12 protein-coding genes and 1 tRNA gene are annotated in these 18538 nt (G+C 59.7%); 7 read left to right on the top strand and 6 right to left on the bottom strand.

The features are described from left to right. Positions 1 to 3: 3 nt before the first annotated feature. The 5 genes from KB554_RS00745 to KB554_RS00720 form a co-directional block, all read right to left on the bottom strand. A complete protein-coding gene (locus KB554_RS00745) occupies positions 4 to 936 on the bottom strand; it encodes a hypothetical protein (RefSeq protein ID WP_211034635.1) in 933 nt (310 codons plus the stop codon). Next, positions 882 to 2867, bottom strand: a complete 1986-nt coding sequence (locus tag KB554_RS13230; protein ID WP_242116203.1) for a hypothetical protein — start codon at positions 2865 to 2867, stop codon at positions 882 to 884. Before KB554_RS13230 ends, KB554_RS00745 begins: the two co-directional genes overlap by 55 nt. Before the next feature lie 69 nt (positions 2868 to 2936). Further along, positions 2937 to 3527, bottom strand: coding sequence for an ORF6N domain-containing protein (locus KB554_RS00730; protein ID WP_211034634.1), 591 nt, complete (start codon positions 3525 to 3527; stop codon positions 2937 to 2939). A gap of 10 nt (positions 3528 to 3537) precedes the next feature. After that, the gene (locus tag KB554_RS00725) at positions 3538 to 4851 is read right to left on the bottom strand and encodes a site-specific integrase (RefSeq protein ID WP_211034633.1); all 1314 of its coding nucleotides are present in this window, start codon (positions 4849 to 4851) and stop codon (positions 3538 to 3540) included. 303 nt (positions 4852 to 5154) lie between these two features. Further along, positions 5155 to 5228 (bottom strand) — tRNA-Asp (locus KB554_RS00720). A gap of 474 nt (positions 5229 to 5702) precedes the next feature. Here KB554_RS00720 and KB554_RS00715 point away from each other — a divergent pair. The 7 genes from KB554_RS00715 (at position 5703) to KB554_RS00685 (ending at position 16320) form a co-directional block, all read left to right on the top strand. Beyond that, a complete protein-coding gene (locus KB554_RS00715) occupies positions 5703 to 6722 on the top strand; it encodes a Gfo/Idh/MocA family oxidoreductase (protein WP_211034632.1) in 1020 nt (339 codons plus the stop codon). Positions 6723 to 7258: 536 nt separating this feature from the next. Further along, complete coding sequence (locus KB554_RS13225; RefSeq protein WP_242116202.1) at positions 7259 to 8665, top strand: DUF3575 domain-containing protein; 1407 nt, start codon at positions 7259 to 7261, stop codon at positions 8663 to 8665. Next, a complete protein-coding gene (locus KB554_RS00705; RefSeq protein ID WP_211034631.1) occupies positions 8662 to 9708 on the top strand; it encodes a DUF5119 domain-containing protein in 1047 nt (348 codons plus the stop codon). The genes KB554_RS13225 and KB554_RS00705 overlap by 4 nt, the downstream gene beginning before the upstream one ends. Before the next feature lie 67 nt (positions 9709 to 9775). After that, positions 9776 to 10867 (top strand): fimbrillin family protein, encoded by a 1092-nt coding sequence (locus tag KB554_RS00700; RefSeq protein ID WP_211034630.1) that lies wholly within the window; start codon positions 9776 to 9778, stop codon positions 10865 to 10867. A gap of 166 nt (positions 10868 to 11033) precedes the next feature. Continuing rightward, positions 11034 to 12077, top strand: coding sequence for a fimbrillin family protein (locus KB554_RS00695; RefSeq protein WP_211034629.1), 1044 nt, complete (start codon positions 11034 to 11036; stop codon positions 12075 to 12077). Positions 12078 to 12091: 14 nt separating this feature from the next. After that, positions 12092 to 13141 carry a FimB/Mfa2 family fimbrial subunit gene (locus tag KB554_RS00690; RefSeq protein WP_162502080.1) on the top strand — a complete coding sequence of 350 codons (1050 nt, stop codon included), beginning with the start codon at positions 12092 to 12094 and terminating at the stop codon, positions 13139 to 13141. A 32-nt stretch (positions 13142 to 13173) separates the two neighbouring features. Next, entirely contained in the window at positions 13174 to 16320 is a 3147-nt protein-coding gene (locus tag KB554_RS00685) for a DUF4906 domain-containing protein (protein WP_211034628.1), read from the top strand. 432 nt (positions 16321 to 16752) lie between these two features. On the opposite strand, the gene KB554_RS00680 is transcribed toward KB554_RS00685, so the two are convergent. After that, entirely contained in the window at positions 16753 to 18522 is a 1770-nt protein-coding gene (locus tag KB554_RS00680; RefSeq protein ID WP_242116200.1) for a glycoside hydrolase domain-containing protein, read from the bottom strand. Between the last annotated feature and the right edge of the window lie 16 nt (positions 18523 to 18538).

The following is an 18538-nucleotide window of genomic DNA, read 5'->3' as shown; positions in this document are numbered from 1 at the left end:
CACTTATTCAGGAATGAATTTGTAAATCGCCCGTTCGCGCACGATATAGAGGTCGCCGTAGATGAAGAACAACCCCATGATGTTCTCGCCCCAGCCGGCGGCGTTCCGAACGTCGGTCGTCGTGTCGTCGCGGAAGTTCCGGATGAAGATGCCGTTGTCGTAGGAGTGTACGACCTCGCTCATCGTATGGTCGGCGTGATCCGCCCAGCGTCCCAACCGCCGGAGCAGCGTCCGCTCGGTAATCGAATCCCGCCGGTAGAACCACAACATATCGTCGGCGTTGATGCCGATATAGTTGTCGGAGACGGTGACGACCTGCTCGCCCGCAGCGAATTGCAGCATCTTGCAGGGCTGATGAAACCGTTTGTCGTGCAGATAGGCGCCATGCGATGTGTTCACGACGATCGTATTTTCCGTGCGCCGCAGGGCGAGGATCGCACCCGACATCGGCGTACCCTCGTAGGCATATCCCCGTCCGCGATAGCCGGTCGAGGCGTTGGGCGAAACGTATTTGCACTCCGGGCGCGAGAGGTAGCGATAGGTGCGGTAGTTCGGGTCCTCGTCCTCCACCGTGGTGGCGCTGCGTCCGCCGGCATTGCCGCCGCGCGGACCGATATACTGCCGGTAGGATTTCAGGATATGGATATACCCGTCCAGATAGGTCGCGACGTTGCGGTACTCCTCCGGCGGGGTGTATATATTTCGGATCGTACCGCGATAGTCGAGATAGCGCACCTCTTTCCCGTCCACTGCGACGAACCCCTCGTCCGCCTCGTACATCTCGAAGGATGTCGTGCTGCGGTAGATCTCCCGCACCTGCCGCGTAGCGGTGTCGAAGGCATAGACCGTCTTTTTATCGGCGGACTGGAGCAGCAGGCGGTTCAGGCAGGGATCGCCTTGCCGACCGTGAAGGGCAGCGCCACGACCGTTATGCAATCGTCGCCCTCCGGCGGCTTCTCCGCCGTGAGCAGATGCGGCATCTCCGTGAGTTCGCTGTTGTAGGAGTCGTCGAGGGCATTCAGTTCGATGGAGTTCAGGTAATAAGCGGCGTTCAGGAACTTGTCGTCCCGAACCACTGTATTCATATCGATATGCTGTCCCGTGAAGATCTCGCCCGTGATGCGCCGGCTCGGCAGCTGCTTATACCGCAATGCTCCCTGCACGATATGTCCGACGAGCGTGTCGTAATCGTTCCGACCTTTCGTATGCCAGATGCGCGTGGGATTGCCGCCGACATCGAGGTAGTAGAGCGCATAGAGCAGCCGGTCGTTCGGAATGGCGGGAATATCGCTCAAAGGCAACGTTACAGACATATCGATGTTGTTCGCGGGATCGACGAGCGATTCGTAGCGCAATCCCTTGTCGTAGCTGTCGCCCGCGTCGATCGAGAGCGTCATCTTGCGGAATGAGGCGCTCTCCTGATAGCCCGAGGTGCGGCCGCCCGGGTTGCCGAAGCGGTCGGTATAGGTCGTGATCTTGCCGATGAGCGTCTGCCGGATGAAGAATTGCCACTCGCCGTCGCAGGGGATGCCGTCGATCTCGATCTTCATATTCTGCTCGTTGCCGGTCTTGACCGTACTCGCGATCTCCCTGTCGGAGGACTGCACCCACGAGCCGCTCTCGGTCAAGCTGTATGTCGCCTTTTCGCCGACGATACGGACACCGTAATGCACCGCGACATCGACGCTCTCGTTCGGGCGGTAAACGCCCAGTCCCCACTCCCGATGGTAGGTCTGCAACCCGAACTCCCATACGAGCGGGAAATTGCACTGCTCGACGGGAAAGCCGCGAGTTACGACCTCCGCACCCCGATAGGCATCCTCGCCGCTGAAATAGAGTTCCTCCCCGCTTTTCACGGAGACGAAGCCGTGCGGATCCGTCCAAGCGTCGGGATCGTAGAACCCGATGCGGGCGATCAGGTTGTCGAGGCTCTTGTTCTTTACATCGACCGAGACCTTGCGCAGCGCAGGGACGATGTCGAGCGTCGAACTTCCCTCGATGTGCAGATCGCCCGTCCACATACCGTCGATGCGCTCGCGGGCAGCCGACGCGACGACCTGCGCACCGGTGTGGATCACGAGCCGCAGTCCGCTGCCCGTAACGATCCGCCCGACGGGATGCTCCGTGCCGATGCGATAGAAGTTCACGGGACGGGCAGTTCGATAGAGCGACACGGCGCGGCGGATATGCAGGGCGCCGTTCGACTGGAAGATTTGTCCGGCGAACGGACGCAGGCACAGTTCGAGGATGTCGCGATAGGTAGGCTCCTCGTAGACGTAGTAGAGCCGTTCGAGGTCGATATAGGTTTGACGGAGCGGAGAGGCGTTCTCGTCCATCCCTTCGGCATACAGGTCCATCCAGTCCGCCGTATCGAGGTCCAACTCCAACAGGTCGATGCAGGAGGAGAGGAGTTCCCACAGCGACCGTCTGCCCGCGATGCCGATATGTACGAGGTCGCGGAACGGAATGCTCAACAAGAGGTTGAAGCCGTCCACGGCCTTGATCGTGACGGTATAGGGCGGAGCCGTGAAGTTCTCGGAGTAGAGGTCGGAGGTGACGTAGCCCCGCCAATAGAGTTGCCGATTGCGGAAGATCGAGACGCGAAAATAACGAGGATCGGAGGTGAACAGAGCCAGATAATGGAAATTCTCCTTGCAGAGGATATTGATGGTCGCCTCCGAAGCCTTGACCGGCACGTAGAACTCGTCGTCCCGCTTCTCCCACGTGATCTGCAACGGCGTACCGCCGTCGAAGGTCATCTCCTCCGACGGACCGGTGTACCCCCGCTCCGAAATCTCCACGCGCCACAAGATGCCCTTGTACTTCGAGCGAAGTTCAGCGTAATATTTCAGACCAAAAATCGCCACCTCGTCTCACCTTTGGCGTAAAGGTAGACGGGGCGGCGAGTACGGAAGAGATACTTTGTCTCCGTTGCGCTACTGTTCCTTTTCAGGGGTAACCCGAAATCCGATCGGTCTTCGGGCTGCATTCCGTTTCGGCAGTTCGACCGATAATGCTCCGATCGCTTCGTAAATCGTTTCGATATCCTTGCGCACATCTTCCGAAAGATCGTTGACTCCGCCCAATATCTCTTCGGTCGCTTGTTCGAGTTCGAGAACCCGTTCCCGGAGTCGTGCGATCTCGACCGATTCGGCGGTTCGGGTCAGGATGCAGTTGCGCATGGCGACGAACGCATCCATAATCGAGATGCTGACCTGAATCGCCGTCGGGCTTCGCAATACGGCAGACAACATCGAAACGCCTTGCTCCGTAAAGGCATAGGGAAGATATTTCAGGTGTTTGCCTCGTTCGAGCGGCATATCGTTTAAGGTGCCAATTCGGCACCTTAAAGCCTCCTCTTTGGTCAGCTGAAACATGAACCGCTCCGGGAAGCGCTCGATATTTCGTTTGACGGCACGGTTGAGAGCCTTGGTTTCGACGCCGTACAACTCCGCGAGGTCTTTGTCCAGCATCACCCGCACGCCGCGTACCTCGTGAATCTTGTTCTGTATGATTTGCAATTCCATAAGAATCCGTTTATAAACCGACCGCAGCCGTTGTAGGGCGAATCATCGCCTTGGCGTTCAGCTTGCCGGCGAGGACCTCCATGTCGTTGTTGATCTTCGTGTCGATGACCCGCGCATAAATCTGCGTCGTCTGAATATTCGTATGTCCGAGCATCTTCGATACGGTTTCGATCGGTACTCCGTTGGCCAGCGTCACGGTCGTAGCGAAGGTGTGGCGGGCCATGTGGAATGTCAAATCCTTGTCGATGCCGCACACGCTTGCAATCTCTTTCAGGTAGGAGTTGACCTTCTGATTCGACGGGACGGGGAAAAGCAAGCCGCCTTCGGTCGTACCGCCGTATTTCTCGATCAATCGTATGGGAACGTCGAGCAGGCGCACATGCACGGGGACATCGGTCTTCTGCCGTTTGGTGTCGATCCAGAGATTGCCGTCGGGCCATCGGCGGAGCATATCGGCGGATAGATGTTTGAGGTCGATATAGGCCAAGCCGGTATAGCAGCTGAACAGAAAGAGATCGCGGATAACTTCGAGCCGTTTCATGGCGAATACCTTGTTCGCGAGGCGGTCCAGTTCTTCGTCGGTCAGATAGCCTCTATCCACTTTCTCGAAATGGAGTTTGTAGCCCGCCAGCGGATCGTTCTTCGACCAGCCGTTCAAATAGCCTACATGCAACATGGTCTTCAGCTGCCGCATCAACTTCATCGTCGAATTATTCGTCAGCCGATAGTTTATGCGCAGCCACCGGTCGAAATCGGTAGCGAAGCGGGGATGCAGCTCCTTGACCGCCATGTCGGGCAAGCGGTAGCGCGCCTGCATGAACTCAGCAAGTCGGTTGCGGGTCAGTTTGTAACGCAGGTACGTTTCGCGGCAACATTGCTCGGTTTTGAGCAGGTCGGTATAATCCTCGATGAAACGGTCGCAAACCTGCAATAACGTAGTGGCGTTCCGGTCGAGTCCCGTGATGGCGTTTTTGAGTTTGCCGGCCGTGATGACCTCTTCGCGCCGAAGCATCTCGTCGTATTTGCGCCGTATCAGTACGCGCAACTCTTCGAGCATCTCGTTGATCTGTTTCTCCTCTTTGGTCTTGCCCGCCGTGCGGTAATCTTTCGGCAGCCAGCGGTCGGGGTGGATGTACATCCTCGTAGCGAAATGCACCATTTCGCCGTTGACGGTGATGCGCGCCACGATAGGGACGGTGCCGTCCTCGCGAATCTTGCCTTTCTGAATGATAAAAATTACGGCGAAGGTACTTTTCTGTGCCCGTAACCTTCGGGACGGTCTCGCGGCGTTTTCGTGCAACCGCTGGTTCGTGTCTTTCTTCATAACGATACTTTACTTATTGGTGTGACAAAAATAATCCAACACAACTATTTGATTGACAAATAGGTAAAGTCAATGAAGGTCGCCGCGAAGACAAGCCGAGGCAAGGTTACGCGATTGCGTTGCGCCGGTTACGAATGGGTTACGTTCGGGCGTCCCGAAGTGTCCGCAGGAACGGATTCGGGGCGGTTTCGCGTAAGCCATATGTAACCTGAAACGGATTTCTAACGCTTTGACGCATCGTGCGATAGGGCATAAACAAAAGAAAATGAGACGGTTGTGGTAACCATCTCGTTTCTTCGTCTGCGGTGCGTAGGGGACTCGAACCCCTGACCCCGTGCGTGACAGGCACGTATTCTAACCGGCTGAACTAACGCACCGTTTTTCGGTATTGCGAGTGCAAAGATACCACATTTCCCGAAAACTGCAAATATTTCCGTCGGTTTTTTTATCCCTTCGCCCGGCGCCCGCACTCCGGCGCCGGATGCGCATTGTATAACGGTCCGAAAATTCGGACGGCCTCCGGCTTTCGTCTCGTTCCCTGCCGGAGTTGCGGGAGGGCGGTTCCCGTGCAGATCGGAATCTGCGTCAGGGTAGTGCGGCCTGAAACGCTTCCGGCGTCCCGACGCAGGGCAATCCGCCGCCCTCCGGCGTCCCGGGTCTCCGGAGTGAATCCGGAGCGCTGCGGGAAGTCCGGGATGCCGGGGAGTTGGATCATTCGGAATATCTTGCTAATTTTGAGCGGCCGATTCTCGTCCGGAAGAACGCCGGTGCGGCCGGAGGCCTCTGGCCGCACCGGCCCGGAGGGCGGCCGGCCGGAAAATCCGGGCGGAATGATAAAAAACAGAGATACGATGCGAAAAATCCGTTTCGGAGTCGTCGGGACCAATTTCGTGACCGACTGGGTGATTGCCGGGGCCCGTCAGGACCCCCGTTTCGAGTTGGCGGCGGTCTGTTCCCGCACCCGGGAGCGCGCTGCGGAGTTCGCGGCCCGGCACGGGATCGCCCGCACGTTCGTTTCATTGGAGGAGATGGCTGCGAGCGATGCGATCGACGCGGTCTATATCGCCACGCCGAACTGCATGCACGCCGCGCAGGCCGTCTGCTGCATGGAGCGCGGCAAACACGTGCTGTGCGAAAAGCCGATGGCCTCCAATGCCCGGGAGGTGCGGGCGATGATCGAGGCGTCGCGCCGGAACGGCGTGGCGCTGATGGAGGCCGTGAAGACGACGCTGACGCCCAATTTCATGGCCTTGCGCGAGGCGCTGCCGAAGGCCGGGACGCTCCGGCGTTATTTCTCCGCCTTCTGCCAATACTCTTCGCGTTACGACAAGTTCAAGGAGGGAATCGTGCTGAATGCCTTCCGTCCGGAGCTTTCCAACGGCGCCATGATGGATATAGGTATCTATACGATCTATCCGATGGTGGTGCTGTTCGGCCGCCCGCGGCGGATTTCGGCGTCGGGCATCCTGCTGAGCAGCGGTGTCGATGCGCAGGGTACGGTCGATTTCGATTACGGGGAGATGAACGCCACGGTGCTCTACTCCAAGATCGCCAACTCCTCGCTGCCGACCGAGATTCAGGGCGAGGCAGGTAATCTGACGCTGGACCGCATCAACCGCATCGGCCGTGTCGTGTGGCAGCCGCGGCCGGCTGCGGCCTCCGGACTGGAGCGTCCTGCGGAACCGCAGGACCTGTCCCGTCCGACGGAGCGGGACGAGTATTACTACGAAGTGGCCGAGTTCCTGGACCTCGTCGAACAGGGCCGCCGGGAGTCGTCCGTCAATAGTTACGAAAATTCGCTGGCCACCATCGGGATCATCGACGAGGTACGCCGGCAGTTGGGGGTGGTCTATCCGGCCGACCTGATCTGACCTTCCGTTTCCGGCGCCGGGCATACCGGTTTTTCTTTCGGGCATAAGACCGTTCACGAGACGGATGCGCCGTTTCTTTCCGAATCCGAATTCGGGAAGGAACGGCGTTTTTTCGTGTTTTATCCGTTTGGTGCAGTGTCGGTTACATATCCGTCCAGGTGCGACCGGGCGGATTCCGCCTTCCGGGAGGGGAGCGACATGAGCCGTGCGGAACCGTTTCGGAAGCGGAAAAACGGGGAAAAGGGGGCCGTTTTGAATAATTCGCCCGGCGGCTCCGGAATTTTGCTAAAAAATCGTTGGTTAAATCGTTGGTTTTCTGCGGTAAAGATACAAAAAAAGAAAATACGCCCGTCTCCCGGAATATAAAATTTTTAGTGTCAATTACATATATTTTCGTCGGATACCGGTTTTGAGGCTTTATATCTGGATTTTAAACCGATACGGATTTTAACCAACGATAAATACCGATATCCGGTCTCTTTTTTATGTCGGTCGGATGTGTTATGTGTTGTGGCTTAATTGTTTATTGCTTGATAATGAGGTTTATATTATCTGGTTCGTCCCTGAGGAAACTGCTGCTGGCTGGTTTGTTCGGAGCATTTGCGGCCGGGGAACTGCATGGACAGACGGCCGCCGACTCGGCGAGAATCTATTACCGGCGGGGACACCGTGAAGTGGATATCCGTTTCCGGGAGAACGGAAGCGAACTGGAACGCTTCATCGGTTGCGTCCGCGAAGTGTACGAAACCGGCCGGCTCGAGGGCGTCGAAATCCGTTCCTACGCCTCGCCGGACGGGACGGACCGTCTGAACGAAACGCTCTCCCGGCGGCGTGCCGATTCGCTCGCGTCCTACATCGCGCGCCGTGCCGGGATTCCCGGCGAACTGATACGGGCGCGCGGCGAGGGTGTCGCCTGGGAGTTGCTCCGCGGGATGGTGGCGTCGTCGGACATGCACTGCCGCGACGAGGTGCTCGACATTCTCGACAATACCCCGTTGTGGATTTTCGACGGGGCGGGCCGCATCGTGGACGGCCGCAAGAAGCGTCTGATGGATCTGCGGGGCGGCGTACCTTATAATTATATGGCCGAACATTTCTTTCCCGGGCTGCGCACCGGTTTTTCCGCCGTGATCCGGCTGGAGTCCGGGCCGGACGTTCCGGCGGAGTCCCTTTCCGCCGCCGTTCCGACGGCTGCCGCGTGTGCGGACGGACGGGAGGCCGATCCGGCGGCCGGGACCGGGTGCGCGTCGCGGTCCGAAGCGGCGGCCGTGCCGTCGCGGGAGATACCGGATACCTCCTCGCCCGGGGGACCGTCGGATGCGTCGCGGTCCGGTGCGGCGGAAAGCCCTTCGTCCGAGATGGAGACCTCCCGGACCGATCCGGCAGTCCGGAAGGAGACGACGGTTGCGGAGCGCGAACCGCTGCACCGCCTCGCCGTCAAGACCAATCTGCTATACGATGCGGTGCTGATGCCCTCGCTGGAGGTGGAATACCGTATCGACGACCGCTGGTCGGTCAATCTGGAGGGCGACGTCGCCTGGTGGAAGAACGACGGCCGACACCGGTATTACCAGCTCGCGACCGTCAGTCCCGAAGGCCGCTACTGGTTCGGGACCCGGAAACCCTGGCACGGGCATTACGTCGGAGTGTTCGGCGGATTCTCGTGGTACGATCTGGAGAACGGAGCCCGGGGCTATCGGGGCGAAGCGGAGACGGTGGGGCTCAGCTACGGCTACATGTTTCCCGTCGGCCGGAGCCTCTCCTTCGAGGCCGGCATCGGCATCGGTTACATGCACAGCGAATACGAGGAGTATCTCCCCATCGACGGGCATTACGTTTACCAGCAGACGAGCCGCATGAACTACTTCGGCCCGCTGAAGCTGAAATTCGCCCTCGTGTGGCGTTTGTGGAATACCGACGGAAAGAAAGGAGGCGTGCGATGAATGCGAAATTCCGCTATGCGGGCGTGGGGCTCGCTCTGTTGGGTCTTGCGGTTTCCGCCGCGGGCTGCCGCAAGGATTTGTGCTACGACCACGACGCCCATTCGCCGGGCTGCCGTGCGCTGGTGACCGCCGTGTGGGAGCGGGAGTGGGAGCGCGACTACGGCCTGGGATGGCTCGCGGGGTGGAATGCCGCAGCCTATGGCCGCGCCTACGACGATCTGCGACCCGATGCGGCGGAGGGCATCGCCATGGTGGTGTACGGCGATCCGGAGAGTCGAACCGCCGTGAGCGACGAGTTCCACCTGTCCGCCGGGGGCGGCAAGGTCAGTCTGAAAGAGGGCAGCTACTCGCTGCTGTTCTACAACGACGACACGGAGTTCATCGTCTTCAACGACATGGCGTCGCTGCCGTCGGCCAGCGCCACGACCCGCACGCGGACCCGCGGCTCGTACAGCGAACACCACGCGGAGGAGCGGACGGTGAACACTCCCGACATGCTCTACGGGCATTTCGTGGAGCGTTACGGGGCCGAGATGCATCTGGGCTGGGAGGAGCTTCCGGTGAAGATGCAGCCGTTGGTGTACACCTACCTCGTGCGTTACAGGGTGGAATACGGCCGGCAGCATATCGCTCTGGCGCGCGGCGCTTTGGCGGGCATGGCCGAGAGCGTCTATCTGCAGGACGGCCGCACGGGCGACGAGGCGGCGACGCTGCTTTACGACTGTACGCTGACGGCCGACGGTGCGGAAGCCTGCGTGCTGTCGTTCGGCGTACCCTCCTTCCCCGACAGCCATTACGAGCCGACCAAGGCGGAGGAGGGCGGCCGTCGCTACGGGCTGAATCTCGAGGTCATGCTGAACAACGGCAAGCTGGTGACCTTCGATTTCGATATCACTTCGCAGATGGAGCGGCAGCCCCGCGGCGGTGTGATCGAGGTGGACGGCATCCGGATTTCCGACGAGGACGCCGCGGAGGGCGGCTCGGCATTCGATCCCGACGTGGACGGCTGGGGCGACTACGAGGACGTCGAGATCCCTTTGTGACGCTCGTCCCCGGTACGAACGGAAAAGACAAATTTACTCAATGTTTCACTATTAACTGTTAATCACAATGAAAACCAGAATGTTTTTACTTGCAGCGGCGGTCGCGGCTCTGGCCGGCTGTGCGCAGAACGAGGTAATCGACATCCCGCAGACGCGGGCCATCGGCTTCGACCCGTATGTGGGCAACACCACCCGGGCCGCAGCCAAAGACACCGATTTGTCTGCTCTGCAGGACGAGGGCGCAGGGTTCATCGTATTGGGCGGATATGAGGATGGTCAGACTTATGTCCCCGTGTTCGACGGAACGAGTGAGACCGGGTCCCACATAACATGGAACAAGAGTTCGTGGGAATATAGCCCCATCAACTATTGGTTGGAGGGCAAGACGTACAAGTTTGTCGCCTATGCCCCCGCCAAATTGCAGGAGGGTGATCTGTTCGATATTGATTATGCAGACAATAACCTGAAGATGAAAGACGGCGGGACTTTCACCGCCGACGGCGAGACCGACCTCGTCGTAGCGGAGGGCAAATCGCAGGGATATCTTGTTTCGGCAGAACCGGTGCAAATGGAGCCTGTCGGTTTCAAATTCTATCATGCCCTGTCGAAAGTGAAGTTCACTTTCATCAACGGATGGCGCAATGCCGTGACCTTGAAAATCACGAATATCAAATTGTCGAATGTCAAGGATACGGGTTCGCTGACGACGTCCGGAACCATGGCGCAGGGGAGTGATAAAATACAGCCGTCTGCATGGAGCGGTCAAACGGGTACGGCCGATTATGAGAACAAACCGGACGACGTAATGAATACGAGTATATATGGAGAATCTTATGAGTTCGAGAATTTCTTACTCCCCACAGGGCTGAGTGACTCTCAGATGAAACTGACATTCACCGTTCAGGTGACCAACAGCCAGGGTACGGGTCCCGATCTCGGAACCGGTGCGGGCAGTCCGGTCGTAAAGGAGGTTGTTATTCCGAAGGATGTGGTAACTGAGTGGAAGCCGGGCTATGCCTACAACTACAAGCTGACGATCTCCGGTTCCACGTTCGGTTTGAAACCCATCCAGTTCGATGGGATCGACGTAGATTCCGAGTGGGGTAATGGCGGCGAAGATGACATGGACGAAGAAATCGAAGTAGTTCCCGGTGCATAACCCTCTCTCCGCTCCGTCTGCCCCGGCTTTGCGCGGCGGCTGAGACGCGACGACCACCCGGGCGGGGTTGAATGTCCCCCTCCCGGGTCCAAACGCGGAAGACGGCTTTTCCGCACTTCTCCGCCGGACACATTCCCCCGGGCGGAATTTATAAACACGAGGTACTATGATACGAAGAACGAACATCCTCAAGACGTTGTGCGTGCCGGTCGCGGCCGTGTCGCTCGCCGCATGTTCCGACACGCTTCCGGGAGGTCCCGGCGGCGGGGACCGCGACGCCATCGGCTTCCGCGGCGCTCCCGAAACCCGTGCCGCCGTGAACGGATTCGCTGCCGGCGACGCCTTTTCCGTATGGGCCTGGTGCCGTTCGGCGCAGGACGCGCAGGACGCGCCGGTTCCGGTATTCGACGCCGAGAGAGTGTACACCGGCGACGGCTCGGCGTGGACCTATGAGCATACGGAGTATTGGGCCGACGGCCGGACCTATGCCTTCCATGCGCTTTTCCCCGATCGTGAGGCATTGGAGGCGGCGGCCGGGGCCGTTTCGTGCGTGCCCGGTGAGAACGGTGTGCGGCTGACGGTTTCCGGATTCGATGCGCGGCAGACGGGCGAAGGGGCCGTGGACCTGATGACGGCCCGGCGGACGGTGACGTATGATGCGGCCGAAGGACCCTCTTCGGTCTCGCTGAAGTTCGCTCACGAGCTGGCGCGCCTCGCCTTCAGGGTCCGGACGCAGGGCCGGGAGGTCGAAATCGTCTCCTTCAAGGTGAACGGCGCAGGCTATGCGGGCGACTTTGTGCGGACGGAGGAGACGGCGACGTGGACCCTTCGCGAAAGGACCGTGGCGGACGACGGCATTTTCGCCGTATCCGACCTGTCCGTCGGGGCCTCCGACGTGGCCGATCTACTGGGCGACGTGCTCGTTCCTCCCCAGACGCTGGAGGAGACCGGCGCGCCGGAACTGACGCTGGTTTACAGGTTGGCAGGCGAGCCGGAAGCGACCTCGCACACCGTTTCCGCCTCGCTGCGCACTTCCTCCGTCACGCAGTGGCAGGCCGGACAGAGCTATGCCTACACCCTCGATCTGCGCACCGGTACGCTCGTGCTGACCGTGACGATACGGCCGTGGATCGAGGAGGATGCCGAAGTGGACTGGAAACCGAGCACCCCGGCCGGCACTGCTGACCGTAATCAATTCATGGCGATATGAACCGATTCCCGAATATGAATTTCTTGCGCCGCATGTTCCGTCCGTGGGCGGCCGGTGCGCTCGCCGTGGCGGCGGCCGCATGCACCGGCGATGCGGCGGGCACGTCGCCCGCCGGGACGGGCGGAGCTTCGCTCGCCCTGCATGTGGCGGTTCCCGCGACGCGTGCCGACGTCTCCGAGGAGGATTATGCCGCATTGGAGAACCGCATCGAACAACTGCGTATCGTGCTGCTCTCGCCGGAGAACGAGGAGTTGTACAACCGGCTTTTTTCCGGCGACGACCTGACCGGGGCCGCCGTGGCCGACGGCTATGCCTTCACGGTGGAGGGCCTGCCCGCGGGCAGTGCGCAGCTTTATGTCATAGCCAACGAAGACTATCTCGGCGAACCCAGTCTGGTGGATGTTCCGGACGATGAAGGCATTGCTTTCAAAAAGCTCCTCGTGAAGGACCCGGGACGCGAAATTTTCCCCAAACGCTATTCCGAGATGACCGCTGAGCCAGGCGCCGCCCTGCCCATGAGCGCGTACGACCGCGACCTGACCGTCGGGACCGGAACGAATGCGGTGGAGATCGCGCTGGTCCGCGCCGTCGCCAAACTGAAGATCGAGATGGTGAACGAGCTTACGCGGCCGATCACCGTGAACGAGATGTCTTTCGGCGCGTTCATGGCCGACCGGTTCTATCTTTTCCAGGACGGAAACCTCGACGTGCCCGGCGATGCCGAGTATAGCGGTCGGTCGTATGGCAGTCAGGAAAACGAGGCCGAGCGGCTGAATATCGTCATCGGCGGAGGGGAGTCGCGCACGCTCGTGCTCTATATCTATCCCTCCTATGCGTGGAAGGATGAGTCGGAAGATTCGCCCTACACCATCGGATTCCGCACGCCCAACGCTTTGTATCCGCTGAAGGCGTTCATCGGCGGAGGAGCCTCCCGCAATTCCATCGCCCGCAACACGCAGGTCCGTATCCGTGCCGTGCTGCACACCGACGCCAACCTTGTGCTGGATTTCCGGGTGGAGGATTGGGCGGAGCCTGGAGATATTACCGTTCCTCCGTTCAGTTGATCGTGTTTTGTTCCGAAAATATGCCGTATAGTATGCCAACGCTATTGAAACGATTCGCCCCGGCGCTGCTGTCCGCCGCCGTGGCGGCCGCCGCGGTCTCGTGCACCGACGACGACCTTTTCGCGGACGGCAGCCGCGACACCGTGCGCGAAGGCGTGCCGGTGACCGTCAATCTGAATTTCCGCACCGAGGACAACCGCGTGGAGACCCGCGCCGCACAGAATGCGGCGAACGAGGGTCGCGTGTACAACCTCTATGTCCTGATCTTCGACAAAGACGGAAACCGTCATGACGAAGGCGGTCTTTTCTTCGATCAATCGACGGAACCCTGGAATCAATCGGGAACCGTTACGATAACGACCACTTCGCTCAATGACGCCCGGGTGGTCTGCATCGCCAACCTCACCACTTCCGCCGTGCACACCGATTACGATGTGACGCCGGCGCAGATGAATGAAATCCGGACGTTCGGTCAGTTGGAGGCTTTCCGGGCGCCGCTGAGCAACCGTACCGTGGAACATTCTACCCAGTTCTTCATGACAGGGTACGGTTACCGGAAGGACAGCGACGGCAACCCCGACAAGACGCAGACCTCCATAACGATTCCCGACAACCTCACCGAAGAGGTGGAGGTCGATTGTATTCTCAGCCCCAGACGGATGGATGCCAAGGTGACGTTCAACGTGAAGACCGAGCCGCTTCGGGATACGTGGACGGATTTCGATTTCCGTCCGCGCAGTTGGCGGGTGGTGAACGTCCCCGTCCGGTCGCCCCTGCTGCCCGACGACGACGGAGGCGACGAGGAGTCTCCCGATGTCGGAGAGTCGTATTATTTCGATACCCGGCCGACCGCCTTCGAGTGGGACAAGCGCGACGGAAACTATCTTTTCGAGGAAGGAGGCTTCACTTTCTACATGCCCGAAAGCCGTCATGCGCCCAAGAAGTCCATTGATGCGGCGGCCCTCGGTCCGGAGGATGCCTACGCCCTGCGCGAGAAGTGCGAGAAAATAGAGGGAACATTTCCCGACAAGCCCGGACAGTCCGAGGAGAACGGCGCATTCGAATACGCCGCCGACTATGCCGCCTACGTGGAGATGACGGGCACGCTCTCCTACAGAATCCCGTCGTCGGAGGCGTATCCCTCCGGCCATACGGTCAATGCCGACGTGACGTTCACCGTCCATCTGGGCTATGCCGACGGCGATCCCAACGATTACCGCACGCTGCGCAACACCCACTACACATACAACGTCACGCTGAAGGGTGTCGATAAGATCGTGGTGGAGGTGACCGACCGAAAGGAGGAGCGTCCCGGTTACGAGGGCGACGTGATCTTCAGTTCGGCCGACGTCTATGAGCTGGACGCCCATTACGACCGTCAGCTCATCCTTATCGACCGCAGCCTCGTGCCGAAGCTGACGTGGGGCGTGCAGACCCCTTTCAGCCAGGGCATATACGGTGTCGGTCTGTTCGGTGACGACGACGATTTCCTGGCGTCCGCCGTTCCCGCCCCGGAAGAAAGCGGCATCTACGACTACAAATGGGTGAAGTTCGCCATAAACGGGGACTACGGGGTGACGGAGCCGGACCGTTACGTGAAGTATCCCGGCGACCAGAATTACGAGTTTTACGACGGGAACGGCGGCCAGTCGTCGCCTTACTATACCAGCGGCGAGGGCGGCTTTTATCCCGATGCCCGTATGTACGACATTCACGGACTGCTGAAGAGGCTCAGAGAGGAGTATTACACGGAGAATAAGACTGAGGGCACTGTGGCGGTCACGGCCTTCGTGGACGAATACGTGTATGTCACGCATCCGGTGACCGGAGAGAACATGCTGGACCAGTGGCGGACTTACGTCGAGGCGGAGGACCGGCAGATGTATTTCGTCAACGGCGATAATTCGCGGTACAGCCCGGACGGCAACTCCAGCGTGATGGAGGCCGTGCAGACCTTCCGCCAGCACTCCATCCGCACGGTGTACAACACCGACCTCGGAGAGAAGAGCGCCGAGGAGCTGCCTACCGCATGGGGCGTGGAGACGATGATGAACGGCGGTTACCGTTGGGCGCCGGGCGATGTCGGGCGCGGTACGTCCGCGAGCAACGGCCGCAAGAACACCATCGACTGTCTGCTGGGCGGCGATGAGAAGCTCTATTGGACGGCGGTGCTGGATGTGAATATCAACGATCCCGACGAACGTTACAACCTGAAGGATCCTTACCGCGATGCGCTGCACGCCGTGCTGATCCGCAATCGGGATCTGGACGGGGACAACGAAGTGGATGCGAATGAAATCCGGTGGTATCTGGCCGCCAAGGACCAGTTGGTCGATCTCTATATCGGCGAATCTGCGCTGGACGAAGATTCGCGCCTTTATCCGGAGAACCCCGCCGATCGCGGCAACATGACGCGCTGGCACTACACCTCCAGCTCGTACAACGCGAACGACGGGGGACCGTGGATACTTTGGTCCGAGGAGTGTGCGGCTCTGGGCAGTTACAGCTCCTCTTCCGGTTATATGGACGGACAGTTCGCCTACCGTTGCGTGCGTAATCTCGGCATCGACCTGGAGAATCCCGAAAAGGAGCCGAGCCCCCTGATTCCCAAAGTGACGGCTGCGGAGGACGACGGCACGTATCTGGTCGATTGTTCCAATCTGAGCCAGAAGGCGCGTCGCAACAGTTACGAAGCGGGACCCTCTTTGGGAACCCATGACGACCTGTCGCCGCAGAACCGTCCTTACAAATACTTTCGGGTGACGGCTGCGAATAATGACGGTATCTCTCCGAAGCCGGATTATTCCGGAGATCGTCTTTTCGGAAGTTGGAACTCCCAAAACTGGACTTATTATCAGACGGCGCAGACTGTCGTACAGAGAGGTTACAGGATACCCAATTTTCGCGAATTGCTTATCATGGCCACCCGTCTGCCGGAGGAGGCATGGGTGAAGCGGGCGGAAGATAAGAGCGACAATCTTGTGCCGACAAACATGCACTTGGATTTGTATTATATGACCATCACCGATTTCAGCCGGAAAGGAATAAGCGAATTGGGCAAGGGCGGAGGTTTCCGCATGAATCCTCGGGACCTGACCCTGGGTGCGATTCCTTCCCGGGGAGAGGATTTGGATGACGGATATATCCGTCCCGTCAAGGACGAGGAGACGCTGCCGTAACAGCCCCTCTCGGTCCGTCCGGACCTCTTTTCTAACCTTTTCCCTGCCGCCTTTCGCGGCGGGGAAAAGGTTTTCCGGATTCCGGCGATAGTCCGGTCCCTCCGCCCGCCCGGCCCGGTTGTCCGTATCGAACTTCTTTCGTGATTGTCTTTCGGCTACGGTTCGTCAGTCTTTTCCGCCGCTCGTCCTGCTTACGGTCGGCATGCCGTTTCTGCGCTTCCGTTCCGGTCATCCGTCTGCCTTTCCCGGTTGTCTTTCCGCCGGACTTCACGTCGTACTTTTCGGTTCTTCTGCCGCTGTTCGGCCTGTTTTTCGGCCGCCTTTCCCGGCATCGTGGTTTTCCGGCAGGACTCCGATGCGATGAAATCCGTCAGGACCGCTTATTCACGCCGAAAACAAGCCGCTCGTTGCGAGTGGCTTGTTCCGTCGGTGTCATCGAGACAGTTCGTTGAGTTTCCGTTTGGCCCGGGATAGTCTGTCGGGCCATCCCTTTTCCGGAGTGATGGTGGCGAATCCGGAGAGCAGCGTTTCGAGCCGTTCGAGCCGTGACGCGGCCTCCGGCGTTCCTTTGGCCGCGAACTCCTTTTTCAGAATCGAAATCTTCTCGGCATCCTGTATTCCTTCGACCAGCCGTTCGAACCGGACCGAAGAGCGGGCCCCGGGGTAAATGATGTATGTATCGCCGGCGGGGAAGGTCCTGAAACGCGAGTCGGTCAGCGGCTCCCCGACCCACGAATTGTAGGCCCAGCGCAGAAATCCGTCGTAACCGCAGGCGGCCATATACCATCCGGCATAGACCGCTTCGGCGGGGGCGGAGAAGGTGAACATGTTGGGGAAGCGGTCCGAACAGCAGACATAGTAGGTCGTTATGAAGCCTTGGGCGCGTCGCTCGGCGATATGCTGCGGCGGAACCCGGTCGCGGACTTTGACGCACATGCTGTTTATGAAAGGATAGTTCAGGTAGCTGTTCTTGTTGTCGGCCATGGCGATCCCCAGTTCGGGCGCCGTCTTCCGCAGGAGGCCGAGCGCATCGGTCATCTCCTCCGGCGAACGTTCGTCCATGGCGATATTCGTCCGTCCGAGCCACCCCTTTTCGCGGAGGTGTCCGGTGAAGTCGGTGAGGAACGGCTCCCACAGCGCTTCGAAGGCCGGAGTGCCCGGATCGGCCGTCACATCGACGAAACGGCCCGTGGAACCGTCCCGGTAGTGGAGTTCGTTGTTCCACGGCAGCATCGAGTAGCAGTTGATGGTACGGTCGATTCCCAGACCCGTCATCAGTTCGACCCACCGGTCGAAGACCGTGTAGTCGTAGCTCCACGATCCGTCTGCATTCTTTGTCCAGACGATCATGTCGGCATAGGCGTCGAAGCACTGGTTGTTCCACGGGTCCTTGTTCAGCGTCGTGGTGACGACCTTTTGGCCGGCGTCGGCCAGCAGCCGCATGTACGGGACAAGGGCCTCGAAGTGGGCGTCGCTCCACAGGTCGAGCCCTTCGACGCGGGCGACGGCCGCAGGATGCTGCCAGAGGTCGAGGTAGTAGTTCCATTCGGCAGGGGGCGGGAGTTCCCGGCCGATGACCGTGAGTCCGATGTCGAATGTTCGGAGCTGCCGCCCTTTTGCATACACTTTTACCGTCGAAGCGTACTCTCCGGCGGGGGCGTCGGCCGGGATGGATACCGTTATCCACACCGGACGGACGCTTCGGGCCTTTATGTCGAAAACCTCGATGTCGTCGAGCATGTCCGGAACCAGGTGCGGCGGGTAGATCGCCGGATCGTGATAGCCGCATTTGTTGCCGAACTCGTCGCTCAGGACATAGCGGACGAATCGGGCGCGGGCGGCGTCTTCGGGAAGCGTGTGCCCGTCCGATCGGAACGGCTCCACCTCGACCTCTACGCCTTCCGCACCGGAGGCGGTCCAGAGCAGCAGTTGGGCGGACACCCGTTCGCCGCGCCATCCCTCCAGCCGGGCGGATGTCGCGGGCGCTGCGTCCGGGGCGACCGAACGTCTGAAAACGGCGTCCGTGCTCACGAACGAGGCGTGGAGCCCTCGGGGAACGTCCGACCAGTCGGAGAGCGTGTCGGCCGTGGGGTCGGGCAGTTCGTCGAACGATGAGATTTTCCGGGCGGTCCCGCTGTCGCACGAGACGAGCGACAGGGAGAGCCCTGCGGACAATAACAACGAAGAAAGGTACGGTTTCATAGCCTGTCTTACTGGT

It is taken from the genome of Alistipes sp. Marseille-P2263, from assembly GCF_018101075.1.
GTDB classification, from domain to species: domain Bacteria; phylum Bacteroidota; class Bacteroidia; order Bacteroidales; family Rikenellaceae; genus Alistipes; species Alistipes dispar.
The sequence above is the reverse complement of the archived record's forward strand: the minus strand, read 5'-3'. Positions and strand labels throughout refer to the sequence as shown.